This is a genomic window from Ruegeria sp. BC3 (genome assembly GCF_056539265.1).
The window spans coordinates 379,072-392,378 of the sequence record NZ_JBQFUP010000002.1 but is presented as its reverse complement, the minus strand read 5'-3'; the positions used below and the strand labels follow the sequence as shown (position 1 = coordinate 392,378).

General features: G+C 57.2%; 12 protein-coding genes. 6 read left to right on the top strand and 6 right to left on the bottom strand.

Features of this window, described 5'->3' with window-relative positions; all coding sequences use genetic code 11:
- The 6 genes from ACR0MV_RS07160 to ACR0MV_RS07135 all read right to left on the bottom strand — a co-directional run bounded on the left by ACR0MV_RS07160 (position 1) and on the right by ACR0MV_RS07135 (position 6,995).
- On the bottom strand, positions 1–768 hold the full coding sequence (locus tag ACR0MV_RS07160) for an SDR family NAD(P)-dependent oxidoreductase (RefSeq protein WP_170423582.1): 768 nt from the start codon (positions 766–768) through the stop codon (positions 1–3).
- Positions 768–2,477 carry an IlvD/Edd family dehydratase gene (locus ACR0MV_RS07155; RefSeq protein ID WP_480701576.1) on the bottom strand — a complete coding sequence of 570 codons (1,710 nt, stop codon included), beginning with the start codon at positions 2,475–2,477 and terminating at the stop codon, positions 768–770. Before ACR0MV_RS07155 ends, ACR0MV_RS07160 begins: the two co-directional genes overlap by 1 nt.
- A 25-nt stretch (positions 2,478–2,502) precedes the next feature.
- Positions 2,503–3,843, bottom strand: coding sequence for an alpha-glucosidase/alpha-galactosidase (melA, locus tag ACR0MV_RS07150; protein WP_170423579.1), 1,341 nt, complete (start codon positions 3,841–3,843; stop codon positions 2,503–2,505).
- A 22-nt stretch (positions 3,844–3,865) separates the two neighbouring features.
- On the bottom strand, positions 3,866–4,714 hold the full coding sequence (locus ACR0MV_RS07145) for a carbohydrate ABC transporter permease (RefSeq protein WP_480701575.1): 849 nt from the start codon (positions 4,712–4,714) through the stop codon (positions 3,866–3,868).
- Position 4,715: 1 nt separating this feature from the next.
- A complete protein-coding gene (locus ACR0MV_RS07140) occupies positions 4,716–5,639 on the bottom strand; it encodes a carbohydrate ABC transporter permease (RefSeq protein WP_170423575.1) in 924 nt (307 codons plus the stop codon).
- 96 nt (positions 5,640–5,735) lie between these two features.
- Positions 5,736–6,995 (bottom strand): ABC transporter substrate-binding protein, encoded by a 1,260-nt coding sequence (locus ACR0MV_RS07135; protein WP_170423574.1) that lies wholly within the window; start codon positions 6,993–6,995, stop codon positions 5,736–5,738.
- Positions 6,996–7,135: 140 nt separating this feature from the next.
- Here ACR0MV_RS07135 and ACR0MV_RS07130 point away from each other — a divergent pair, with 140 nt between their 5' ends.
- The 6 genes from ACR0MV_RS07130 (at position 7,136) to ACR0MV_RS07105 (ending at position 13,288) form a co-directional block, all read left to right on the top strand.
- Entirely contained in the window at positions 7,136–7,942 is an 807-nt protein-coding gene (locus tag ACR0MV_RS07130; protein ID WP_480701574.1) for an IclR family transcriptional regulator, read from the top strand.
- Positions 7,939–8,997, top strand: coding sequence for an ABC transporter ATP-binding protein (locus ACR0MV_RS07125; protein ID WP_480701573.1), 1,059 nt, complete (start codon positions 7,939–7,941; stop codon positions 8,995–8,997). The genes ACR0MV_RS07130 and ACR0MV_RS07125 overlap by 4 nt, the downstream gene beginning before the upstream one ends.
- Positions 8,998–9,135: 138 nt before the next feature.
- Positions 9,136–10,095: a dihydrodipicolinate synthase family protein gene (locus tag ACR0MV_RS07120; RefSeq protein ID WP_480701572.1), complete on the top strand. Its 960-nt coding sequence runs from the start codon at positions 9,136–9,138 to the stop codon at positions 10,093–10,095.
- The gene (locus tag ACR0MV_RS07115; RefSeq protein ID WP_480701571.1) at positions 10,086–11,018 is read left to right on the top strand and encodes a 4-hydroxyproline epimerase; all 933 of its coding nucleotides are present in this window, start codon (positions 10,086–10,088) and stop codon (positions 11,016–11,018) included. Before ACR0MV_RS07120 ends, ACR0MV_RS07115 begins: the two co-directional genes overlap by 10 nt.
- On the top strand, positions 11,015–12,253 hold the full coding sequence (locus ACR0MV_RS07110) for an NAD(P)/FAD-dependent oxidoreductase (RefSeq protein ID WP_480701570.1): 1,239 nt from the start codon (positions 11,015–11,017) through the stop codon (positions 12,251–12,253). Before ACR0MV_RS07115 ends, ACR0MV_RS07110 begins: the two co-directional genes overlap by 4 nt.
- 9 nt (positions 12,254–12,262) lie before the next feature.
- Complete coding sequence (locus ACR0MV_RS07105) at positions 12,263–13,288, top strand: trans-3-hydroxy-L-proline dehydratase (RefSeq protein WP_480701569.1); 1,026 nt, start codon at positions 12,263–12,265, stop codon at positions 13,286–13,288.
- The last annotated feature ends 19 nt before the right edge of the window (positions 13,289–13,307 follow it).

Genomic DNA, 13,307 nt, shown 5'->3' with positions numbered 1-13,307 from the left:
TTATCCCGTTACTACGACGCCGCCGTCCACCGCCAAACACTGGCCGGTCATCGCGCGGCTGGCCTCGGATGCAAGGAACAGGGTCGGCGCGATCATATCTTCGGGCGTCAGATGTTCTTTCAGGCATTGGCGACCCAGATGTGCTGCCAAGTCCTCGGGCGTGGCCCACATATCCAACTGTTTTTGCGTCAGAACCCAGCCTGGGGCCAATGCATTTACCCGGATGTTTTGCGGCCCCAGCTCACGTGCCAGCGAGCGTGTCATGCCGGTGATACCAGCATTTGAGGTGGTGTAAATCGGATAACCCGCGTTGCCCATCATGTAGCTGATCGAACTGAAATTGACGATCGACCCGCCTTTGTTGGCCATCTGGCGTGCAGCCTCCTGACAGGCAAAATAATAGGCCTTTAGGTTTACCTCGATCATCCAATCCCAGAATTCCGGAGTGGTTTCATCAAGTGAATGGCGTTTGTCATTGGCTGCATTGTTAATCAGTACGTTCAGTGGACCATGGGCCTCAGCAGCCTTTTGCATGGTTGCATGAAGCAGCTCGGTATCTGTCATATCGCCTTGCATGAACAGGGGCGCGCGGCCGTATTTGTCGCGCATTTCCTCGACGAAACCGCTGGCGTCCGACCGGCCGATAAAAGCGACATTCGCGCCTTGGGCCAGGAACCCATCGGTCAGTGCGGCCCCAACGCCCGAGCCTCCGCCCGTGATATAGACCGATGCGCCGTTCAGGTCGTGAAATGTGGCTGGTTGATCCATCAGTGGCTCTCTCTGGTCACAAGGCGGGTGTCTTTTCCCACAAGGAAATCAAGGTCCGCACCCTGATCAGCTTGCAGAACGTGGTCGATATAAAGTTTCGCGTAACCGCGTGTGTAGTGTGGGTCATCCGGTTGCCATGCAGCGCGGCGGGCGTCCAGTTCTTGTGCATCAACCAGCAATTTCAGTTCACCGTTGCTGGCCGAAACGCGGATGCGGTCTCCGGTCTTGACCAGCGCCAGCGGACCTCCGGCCTGCGCTTCTGGGCTGACATGCAGGATGACGGTGCCAAAAGCGGTGCCGGACATGCGGGCGTCCGAGATACGGATCATGTCGCGCACGCCTTCTTTCACCAGCTTGGCCGGGATCGGCATGTTGCCAACCTCGGGCATGCCCGGATAGCCCTTGGGCCCGCAGCCCTTGAGGACCAGAATGGTCTCGGGCGTGACTGGCAGATCATCCCGGTCGATATTGGCCTTGAGGTCTTCGATACTTTCGAAAACGTATGCCTCGGCTTCGGTCTCCAACAGTGCATCCGTTGCTGCCGAAGGTTTTACGATTGCGCCATTCGGGGCGAGATTGCCGCGCAGAACCCGCAGGCCTGCGGCAGGTTTTACCGGGTCGTCAAAGGGGCGGATGACGTCAGTGTTGAAACACTCTGCGCCCCCATAGTGAGCCGAGATATCCTTGTTCAAAACGGTCTTAGCCGGACGCAGGAATGGTTTGAGTTCGCTGAGAACAACCGGAACGCCACCGGCGTAACAGAAATCCTCCATCAGGTATTTCCCCGAGGGCATACAGTTAACCAGCAGAGGAATTTCCGATCCGATTTCGAAATCCTTAAGTGTCAGATCAACGCCAACACGGCCCGCAAGCGCCAACAGGTGCACCACCGCGTTGGTCGAGCCGCCCACTGCTGCATTGGCCAGAATGGCGTTTTCGAACGCTTCCTTGGTCAAAATGTCCGAGGGTTTCAGGTCTTCGTCCACCATCTCGACAATCCGCTTGCCCGTCAGATGCGCCAGCGCCATGCGGCGTGCGTCGACTGCCGGAAGGGCGGCGTTTGTCGGTAAGCTCATGCCCATCGCCTCGACCAGAGACGCCATGGTTGAGGCCGTTCCCATGGTCATGCAGACACCAGCGCTGCGCGACATGCCGGATTCCGCGTTCATGAAGTCCTTCAGTGTCATTTCTCCGGCGCGCACGGCTTCAGAGAATTTCCAGACATCCGTCCCCGAGCCAATGTCCTTGCCCCGGTATTTTCCGTTCAGCATCGGGCCAGAGCTGACCACGATCGACGGCAGATCAACCGAGGCCGCGCCCATCAACTGTCCGGGCGTAGTCTTGTCGCAGCCGCCCAGCAACACAACGCCGTCGATGCCATAAGCGCGAATGGACTCTTCGACATCCATGGCCAGCAGGTTGCGGAACAGCATGGCGGTTGGCTTCATCTGCGTTTCGCCCAGCGACATGACCGGGAACTCGACGGGAAAACCGCCAGCCTCCCAGACACCACGTTTCACGCCTTCTGCCAGATCACGCAGGCCCGAGTTGCAGGGTGTCAGTTCTGACCACGTATTGCAGATGCCAATTATGGGGCGACCATCAAATGCGTGATCTGGAAAGCCCTGGTTCTTCATCCACGACCGGTGAATGAAGCCATCCTTGTCGAGCTTTCCGTACCAATGCTGTGAGCGGCGTTTTTTTGTCATTGTTTTCAGCCTTTTAAAATAGTGTTCAAGCGGCCTTGGCGGGTTTGCACCAATTGGGCAGCCAATCGGCATGGGCCACCAGCAAATCGTCGACCATGCTGCGGATCTGGCGAAGGTCCAGTTCAGCAGCGGTATGCGGGTCCATCATGGCGGCGTGATAGACGTGTTCGGGGTTCTGCTCAACCAACGCACGGACTGTCAGTTCCTGAACGTTAATCTGTGTCCGCATCAGGGCGATCAGCTGAGGCGGAATGTCTGTAACGACCGAGGGCTGGACGCCATTTGTATCAACGAGGCATGGGGTTTCGACCGCTGCGCCAAGGGGCAATTGCGGGATCTGACCCGTGTTGGGAAGATTGCCATAGGCGACATAGGGCGTATCCGTCACAATCGCGTTCATCAGGTCGGCTGCGAACTCATGACTGCGAGTCACATCGATGTCGCGTCCGTCCGTAAGGGTTTTAGCCTGCTCCTTCCAACTCGCGATCTGTTCCTCGCAGCGGGTTGGATATTCGTCCAGGGGAATACTGAACTGCTCGATCAGATCCTGACGCCCGTCTTTGATGAACCAAGGGACATACTCGGCCAGATGTTCCGAACTTTCGGTGCAGAAATAGCCCAGATGCTCCATCACCTCATACCGCACCTTGTTCGCGCAGCGGGGCATCAGAAGAGGTGGTTTGGGAAACTGACCGCTGGCGTATCCCTGCCGCAGGGCAGGGTAGAGGTCACGGCCCTCGTGGTCCAGCCGCAGGAAAAATGCCACGTGGTTCACACCGGCCACTTTGTACCGGATGTCCTGCTTTGGCAGGTCCAGATCGTGGGCCAGTTCCTCGACAGTGTTTTGTACCGAATGGCACAGGCCAACATGTTTCAAGGCGGGAAAACGTTCCGCCATTGCCCAGGTGTTGATGGCCATGGGGTTAACGTATTGCAGCAGCGTCGCGTTTGGGCAGAGCTGCATCATGTCCTGCGCCACATCCCAAAGCACCGGAACGGTCCGAAGGCCGCGCATGATGCCGCCGACACCAAGCGTATCCGCGATTGTTTGGCGCAACCCGTACTGTTTTGGGATTTCAAAATCCGTCACGGTGCAGGGTTTGTATCCGCCGATCTGAAAGGCGGTAATCACGAAATCCGCGCCGTCCAGCGCAGAACGGCGATCGGTATGGGTCGAAACCGTCGCTCCGGTCCCGACGGAACGGATCATCGCTTTGGCAACCGCCTCGCTTTCAGCAAGGCGTTGCGTGTCGATGTCCATCAGCGCAAAATGACTGTCGGCCAAAGCCGGGGTCAGAAGGGCATCGCCCACGATGTTCTGCATGAAAATCGTGGATCCCGCCCCGATAAAGGTGATCTTGGTCATGTGGCAAACCTTTGGTTTGACGTTATTTGACGGCACCGAGGGTCAGACCCGCGATGAAGTGTTTCTGCATTAGGAAGAACATGGCCACCGGCGGCAGCGCCGCAACGATAGAGCCGGCACTCATCAACTGATAAGCCGCTCGGAACTGAGCGTTAAAACTGGTGATGCCTGCAGTAACAGGCTGGCTTTCAGCCCCCTGGGTCAGGACAACTGCCCAGAAATAATCGTTCCAGATAAAGGTAAAGATCAGCACGCTGAGCGCCGCAATTGCTGGCTTCATTAGCGGCAGGACGACGTACCAGAAGATACGCCATTCGCTGATGCCTTCGACCCGTGCAGCCTCGATCAATTCAAAGGGCAGGGCGCGGATGAAGTTGCGCATGAACAGGGTACAAAACCCGGTTTGGAACGCGATATGGAACAGGACGAGGCCGGTTTTCGTGTTGTAGAGGCCAAGTTCCAAGGTCAGGTCACGGACGGGCACCATCAGGATCTGGAAAGGCACGAAGTTGCCCGCGACGAACATGAAAAAGATCCAGAGGTTCGATTTGAACTTGTAAATCCCCAGCGCGAACCCGGTCATGCAACTGAGCGCCACCGCACCGATCACGGTCGGGATGGTGATCATAAACGAATTCAGCAAATAGCGCGGCATGTCCGAGTTGAAGAACACTTGCCCATAGTTATAGGCGCCTTCAAAACTGGAGGGCAGTCCCCAGTAATTTGCGTTGGTAAAGTCGGCCGCCGGTTTGACCGAGAACAGGGTGACCGCAAGCAGCGGACCAAGCCACAGCAGCAAGGCCAGTGGTAACATAGCCTGATAGGTGATCTGCGCTGATCGCGATTGTTTTTCGATAGGTTTGGGAAACATCTCAGTGCCCCCTTTCTTCGCGGTACATCGACCACAGGAAGTAGGCGATGAAGCAGAGCATGATCAGGAACAGGATCACGGCGATGGCCGCGCCGTAACCCATGCGGAAGCCATACTCGGACAAGGCGACCTCGAACATGTAATACGCCAGAACGCGGGACGATCCGAAAGGTCCGCCCTGTGTCATGATCGAGATCAGGTCGAAGGATCGCAGCGCGCCAATGATGGTCACGACAAAGGCGATGAATGTGGCTGGGCGCAGTTGCGGCAGGATGATGTGCCAGAGCATGCGCCATCCCTTTGCACCATCCAGCCGCCCGGCCTCGATCTGTTCGGGGTCTACGGCGTTCAGGCCGGTGAGATACAGGATCATGCAGTAGGCCGTTTGCGGCCAAAGACCTGCGAAGATGATACCGTAGGTGACGAACCGCTCATCACCCAGAACGTTCAGGGGGCCAAAGCCGAAGAGCCCAAGGAACTCGTTCAACAACCCGAAGGTCGGATCGTAGAACCAGGTGAAAACAAGGCCAACAACGACCTGAGAGATCACGAAGGGAAAGAAAAACAGAGACTTGTAGAGGCGGATGCCCCAGACAGTCTGGTTTAGGAACAGCGCGATGAACAGACCTGCAGGAATCGCAAGCAGGTACATAATCAGCCAGATCAAGTTGTTCTTGAGCGAGGTATAGAACGCGTCTCGATCGACCCATTCCCAATAGAGGTCTTCGTAGTTGCGAAAGCCCACATATTCCGCTGCGCCAAGCCCGTCCCATTCATAGAGCGACAGGTTGAAGGATTGGAACACCGGGATGATCACATAGACCATGAAGAACAGCAGGCCCGGGGCCAGAAACAGCCACGGGGCAATGCGCTGTTGGTTTCTGTGGAACCAGCTTTCCTGTTCGGGGACGTCGACGGCTGACATGCGCTTTCTCGGGATTTAGGTAAAAGGAGTAAGTCGAGCTACACTCGACTTACACACGAAATGGTGCAGGCCGGGCAGAGGCCCGGCCCGACCGGTTTAGTTGTCGTAGATACGCTGACGTGCGCGCTCGAGTTTCGACAGGATACGGTCCGCGTTGTCCGGCTTGACCATGAACTCCTGGAATCCTTCCATCGAGACTTTCGCCATTTCAGCCGGGGCATCGCGATCCCAGAACTGGGCAACACCACCGGGGCTGTTGGAAGACAGCATGGTAAAGCCCTGTTGGAGGAACTTGTCGTCGTCCACGGACGACTGAGCGTTCACGGGGAGCTGACCAAGGTTTGCACCGTTGTTGATTTCGGTCTGCTCGTCAGCCGAAACCACAAAGCGCAGGAACTCGCGCGCGGCTTCTTTGTTCGACGCGTTCGCCGGGATGTGGAATGTGTCGGTCGGCGCGTCTTCGGCCAATTCGACATCTGGGTTGATCGCGACGAACTGGTAGAAGTCCAGCTGGTCGTCGGTCAGGCCTGCCTCGCGCAGCGGAGCAACTGCGAAGTTGCCCATTAGGTACGCGGCGGCTTCGCCGTTGACCATGAAGGGCAGGGCTTCTTGCCAGCTGTACGTCTGGTGGTTGTCAATGAACGCGCCCATGTCGATCAGCTGTTTCCAGTTGGCGAAGGTTTGTTTGACCCGGTCATCTTCCCAGCTGATTTCGCCATTGGCGAGCTGGTTGTGGAAGTCGAACCCGTTGGTGCGCATGTTCAGATAGTCGAACCAGCCACCTGCGGTCCACAGGAACTTGGTACCGATGGTGTAGCAGGCACGACCGGAATCGACGATTTTCTGACAGTTCGCCAGCTCTTCTTCCCAAGTGGTGGGTTCGGTCAGGCCCAGCTCGTCAAAGATGTCTTTGCGATAGTAGACGCCCCACTGATAGTAGGTGTAGGGCACGCCCCACTGCTTGCCGTCGATGGTCATGGCGCCTTTGGTCGATGCCAGGTTTTCGGCGATCTCAGGCTCGGCCCACAGGTCTGATACGTCCTCGAATAGGCCAGCCTCGACATAAGGCTTCATGCGGTTGGCCGCATACCAAGTCGCTACGTCCGGTGTATCCGCTGTCAGAAAGTTGCGGATCTGGGTCTTGTAGGCCTCACGGTCGATGACCGTGGTCTCAATCTCCAGGCCGGGGTGTTGTTCTGCAAACCGTTCGATCATCGCTTCCATCGTCGCACGTGGCGCCGGGTTGGATGTATCGAGGAAGATTCGCAGCTCACCGGTCAGTTCGGCGGCAACGGGCGCAGCAAGTGCGACACTGGCTGCCAAAGCTGCGGCAGTGCGCTTGAACATGGAATGCATGGTTTCCTCCCTTAGCTTCCATTTTGGTTCCAAATATTGAAACCATGTTTTATATATTGAAAACTACACATCAGATCGGTTAGTCTTGTCAAGACCCTCGTGAGGATGGCGATGGTTTAATGGGAGGAGAGCAGGCACTCGTGGCTGGTGATGGAACAATAGGCAAAGCATGTGACGTGCTGGATCAGGTGGCCGCGTTCGAGCGTCCGGTCCGCTTCGCAGAATTGCTGGAAAGCAGCGATTTTCCCAAAGCGACCCTGTATCGGTTTCTGCAAACCCTGACCAATCAAGGGATGTTGTCCTATGACCCGGACCGGCAGACCTATACGCCAGGTTTGCGACTGGTGCGTTTGGCCCATGCGGCTTGGACGCAAAGCTCGTTGGCTCCGATTGCGCGACCGTTTCTGGATGGGCTCAGCCGCGAGACGGGGGAAACGGTGCACCTTGCGCAACTGGATTCGAACCAGGTGTTGTATGTGGACAAGCGCAACGCCGCCCACCCGATCGAGATGTATTCGCAGGCGGGTAAAGTTGGTCCGGCTTATTGTACCGGGGTGGGCAAGGCTATGATGGCGTTTCTAGATAACGCCGCGCTGGATCGCGCGGTGTCTCAGCAAAGCTATCATCGGTTCACCGACAAAACCCTGACGTCTGAGGCTGCGCTGCGCGCTGACCTCGACCTGATTCGAAGCCGGGGATACGCGGTCGACGACGAAGAACATGAGCCCGGCATTATCTGCATCGCTTGCCCGATCCTTACGACGGGCGGGCGGATGCTGGGTGCGATATCCGTTACCGGATCGACCGAGAGAATGAATTTCAAACAGTTGGAAACCTGGGTTCCTCGCGTTCGCCGCGTGGCCGAACAGATCGGAACCGAAGCACAGGCTTGGCGGTTCCCTGAAACCAACTCAAGCGCCGACACAGACAGGATGCAAGCAACATGACGGGTGTAACTCTGAACCAGGCGATCAAGCGGTATGGCGAGACGCAGGTAATTCACGGCATTGATCTGCAAATTGAAGATGGCGAGTTTTGCGTTTTTGTAGGCCCGTCGGGCTGTGGCAAGTCGACCTTGCTGCGCATGATCGCGGGGCTTGAAGAAACCACCGAAGGGCAGATTCATATTGGCGCCCGCGAAGTGACCCATATGGACCCGGCCAAGCGTGGGGTTGCGATGGTGTTTCAGACTTATGCTTTGTATCCGCACATGACGGTGGCCGAGAATATGGGGTTCGGCCTGCGCATGAACGGCGTCGCCAAATCGGAGATCGACACCAAGGTTCAGGAGGCGTCCAGCATTCTCAAGTTGGACCAATACCTGAAACGCAAACCCAAAGCCCTGTCCGGTGGTCAGCGTCAGCGGGTTGCGATCGGCCGCGCCATCGTTCGGGGTCCAGAGGTGTTCTTGTTCGACGAACCGCTGTCAAACCTTGATGCAGAATTGCGGGTAGAGATGCGGGTTGAGATCGCGCGTCTTCACAATGAGATTGGCGCGACAATGATCTACGTGACACACGATCAGGTCGAGGCGATGACCATGGCCGACAAGATCGTCGTATTGCGAGATGGTCGGATCGAACAGGTCGGCGCGCCTATGGACCTGTATCGCGATCCGGACAATCGGTTCGTCGCGGGCTTTATCGGCTCACCTGCCATGAACTTCCTTGAGTGTGATTTTGTCGACGGAAAGGTCACGCACCCGGCACTGAGCGAACCGTTGGAAATGACGGTAAAAGTGCCTGCTGGTATGACGAAAGTCACCCTCGGCATTCGGCCTGAGCACATCGCTGTGGATCGCGCAGGCGACACCTGCACAGTTGATCTGACCGAAGCGCTTGGAGGCGTTAGCTATTCCTATTTGCTGACACCCAACGGGGATAAGCTGATTGTCGAAGAGCGCGAGGACCAGCGCAGCAAACAGGGTGAGCGTATTGGTATCTCCGTACGCCCCGAGCGCGCCATGTTGTTTGATCCGGACACAGGCCACAGGCTTCGATAAATCACTCAAAACGCAAATTAGGCGCGCTTGATCATCGATCTGGCGCGTCTTTTATTCTTCTGGATTTTGTATCCAATATCCGTTATGGCGAGACCAAAGGGGGCGTAATCTATGGCCCCGCCATCGAGGATTTCGCCCATGTCGACCAACATTTTCACCGGCACGATGCCTGCCCTGATGACCCCCTGCAAGCCGGACCGGACGCCCGACTTTGACGCGTTGGTCCTCAAAGGCAAGCAGATGATCGACGCAGGCATGTCAGCCGTGGTCTATTGCGGTTCGATGGGGGACTGGCCTTTGCTGACCGACGCGCAGCGTATGGAAGGGGTTGAGCGTTTGGTGGATGCGGGACTGCCCGTCGTGGTCGGAACGGGGGCCATAAACACCAAGTCCGCGGTCGCCCATGCGGCCCACGCGCAAAAGGTGGGTGCGGTGGGACTGATGGTTATTCCCCGTGTGTTGTCGCGGGGCAGTTCACCGGTCGCGCAAAAGAACCACTTTAAGTCGATCCTGTCTGCCGCACCTGACGTCCCAGCTATCATCTACAACAGCCCCTACTATGGCTTTGCCACACGCGCTGATCTGTTCTTTGCCCTGCGCGCAGAACATCCGAACCTGATTGGTTTCAAAGAATTCGGAGGCAAGGAAGACCTGCGCTATGCGGCCGAGAACATTACCAGCCAAGACGATCAGGTGACTTTGATGGTTGGCGTTGATACCGAGGTCTATCACGGCTTCGTCAATTGTGGTGCAACGGGTTCGATCACCGGCATCGGCACGGCCTTGCCGCGCGAAGCTTTGTTGCTGGCCGAATTGTCCAAAAAGGCGGCACTGGGCCATGCCGAGGCACGCCGACGTGCGCAAGAACTGACCGAGGCTATCCATGTCCTATCCAGCTTTGACGAAGGGCCGGATCTGGTGCTGTATTACAAGCACTTACTGGTACTGAACGGGGAACCGGAATACCGCCTGCACTTCAATGAGTCGGATGAACTGACCGATGCGCAACGACACTATTGCGAGCAACAATACGAGCTATTCCGTAACTGGTTTGCCGATTGGTCCAAGCAGGGCGGGGTGATCGCAGAATGCATGTGATCGACAGCCATACTGGCGGCGAACCCACACGCGTCATACTGGATGGTGCCCCAAACCTGGGGACCGGTTCTTTAGCCGAACGCGCGCGAAGGTTGGCGACCGAACATGAAGGTTTCTATCGCTCTGTCATGCTCGAGCCACGCGGGCAGCCGGCAATGGTTGGCGCTTTGCTGGTCGAACCGGTCGATCCTACCTGTGTCACTGGTGTGATCTATTTTGACGTCGACGCCGTTCTGGGAATGTGCGGCCACGGGACCATTGGGCTGGCGGTGACGCTGGCACATATGGGCCGGATCGGATTGGGGCATCACCGAATCGAAACGCCTGCCGGAGTGGTGGCTGTCGAACTGGTCGATGCCAACACCGTCACCGTGACGAATATCGAAAGCCGCAGGGTACATCAGGGCGTCAGCCTTGAAGTTCCGGGATACGGCTCGGTCACCGGTGATGTCGCTTATGGTGGCAATTGGTTCTTCATCATCGACCCCAGCCCGATCCCTGTTGTTCCAAACAATATTCGTAAGCTGACCGATTTGACGATCGCTGTCCGAGAGGCGTCGATCGCGCATCGGATTGGTGGCGAAAAGGGCGAGCCTATTGACCATGTCATCCTGCAGGAGGATGCACCCGACCGGGCTGTGCACAGCCGTAACTTTGTGCTGTGTCCCGATGACAATTATGACCGCTCTCCTTGCGGGACCGGCAGTTCAGCGCGGCTGGCCTGCCTTGCTGCAGACGGGAGTTTGGCCCCGGGTCAGGAAATCGTACAGCACAGCGTGATCGGCAGTTCTTATCGCCTGTCTTACCAACCCGGCTCGACAGGTGGAGTAATCCCTTCAATCACCGGGCAGGCCTTTATCATGGCCGAGTCTAGGCTCCTGTTCCACGAAGACGATCCCTTCCAAGCTGGGATCGAAATATGACTCAGAAGGTCGTTGTCATTGGTGCAGGTGTGATCGGAATCACAACCGCGTTCGAGCTTCAACGACGTGGTCATTCCGTTTTGGTTCTGGACCGCACTGGTGTTGCAGCCGAGGCGTCGGCTGGGAACGCAGGGGCCTTTGCCTTTCCCGAGGTTGAGCCGCTGGCGACTCCGGGCATCATGCGGAAGGCTCCAAAATGGTTGTTGGATCCGCTGGGGCCACTTTCGATCCCTCCGGCCTATGCGCTGCGTATTGCGCCGTGGATGTACCGCTTTTGGCGGGCTAGTCGTCCTGATCGCTATAGTGAATTGCTCGGCGCTCAGGCTCGTTTGACCGGTTTGTCTCGTGAAGCACTCAGTCGCTTAGTCGCAAGCGTGAATGGCGACGGCCTTCTACAACGAGATGGCCAGATGCAATTGTATGAAGGCGAGGCTGAATTTCGCGCCAGCCTGCCGACCTGGGACCTGCGTCGTGAGCATGGAATTGAGTTCGAGTTGCTGGAAAGTCCGGCGGACATTGCCAAAATACAACCGGGTCTCAGTTCACGATTTACCCACGCCGGGTTCACGCCTTACTGGCTGAATACCGTTGATCCCAAGACATGGGTTGAACACCTCACAGACGTATTTCTGGATCGCGGAGGTCAAATTCAGAGGCGTGAGATCCGGGCTTTGTCCCCTGTCGAGAACGGTATTCGGATCGTATGCGTCGATGAAACGCTTGATGCCGCCAAGGTGGTTGTGGCCGCAGGAGCATGGTCGCACCAGATCGCCCAGACCTTGGGTGACCGGATTCCGTTAGAGACCGAACGGGGATACAACACCACTTTGCCCAAGGGTGCCTTTGATTTGCGCATGCATCTGACATTTTCGGGCCACGGGTTCGTCGCGAGCAAGATCAACGGTGGCGTGCGTATCGGCGGGGCGGTCGAATTGGGCGGATTAAACCGGCCTCCGAATTTCAAACGCGCGGATGTTTTGCTGAAAAAAGCGGCCGAGTTCTTGCCGGGTCTAAAAACCGACGGTGGCACGCAATGGATGGGTTTCCGTCCGTCCATGCCTGACAGCATTCCTGTGATTGGCGCCTCACCTAACTCGCGACACGTTGTTTATGCTTTCGGACATGGCCATCTGGGTTTGACTCAGTCTGCTGGAACCGCCGAGCTGGTTGGAGCCTTGGTTGACGGGCAAGCTCCGCCAATTTCTGTGTCGCCCTACGCCGCGACCCGGTTTTAAGGAGAACTCATGCGTAGCGTCAAAACCATCCACGTGATTTCTGCCCATGCCGAAGGCGAGGTGGGCGACGTTATCGTTGGCGGCGTCGCGCCGCCTCCAGGAAAAACTCTCTGGGACCAACGGTCGTTCATTGCAAAAGACCAAACTCTCAGGGATTTTGTGCTGAACGAACCGCGCGGCGGCGTGTTTCGACACGTGAACCTGCTGGTGCCGCCGAAAGATCCAAATGCCGATGCGGCCTTTATCATCATGGAGCCCGAAGACACGCCGCCCATGTCCGGCTCAAACTCAATCTGCGTCGCGACGGTGTTGCTGGATAGCGGGATCATCCCGATGCGGGAGCCCGAGACCACACTGACGCTCGAAGCGCCAGGTGGGCTGGTGCGCGTTCGTGCTGAATGTCGAAACGGCAAGGCCGAGCGCATTCATGTTCAGAACTTGCCCAGCTTTGCGGACAAGCTCTCGGTGCCACTAGAGGTGCCGGGCTTGGGCACTCTGACCGTAGATACGGCTTACGGGGGCGACAGTTTCGTGGTTGTGGACGCTGCTGCGCTGGGGTTTGAGATAACCCAGAACGAAGCCCGCGATATTGCCCGTCTCGGGGTCAGAATTACCAACGCCGCCAACGAACAGTTGGGGTTCACCCATCCGGAAAACCCAGATTGGTCGCATATCTCTTTCTGCGCCTTCTGTGGACCGCTTGAAAAAACCCCGACCGGCTGGCGCGGTAAATCCGCTGTCGCCATCCAGCCCGGCAAAGTCGACCGGTCCCCCACTGGAACGGCCGTGTCTGCGCGTATGGCGCTCATGGCGGCAAAGGGGCAAATGACATCCGGCCAGACTTTCGAGGCGGTATCCATCATCGGCTCAACGTTTACTGGTCGGATCATACAGGACACTCAAGTTGGTTCGAAGCCAGCCATCATACCCGAGATCAGCGGCCGTGGATGGATCACTGGCACACATCAACACATGCTGGACCCGGATGATCCCTGGCCCGGCGGATATCGGCTAAGCGACACTTGGGGTGCCTAATTTCCGGGCGGCAGACCCA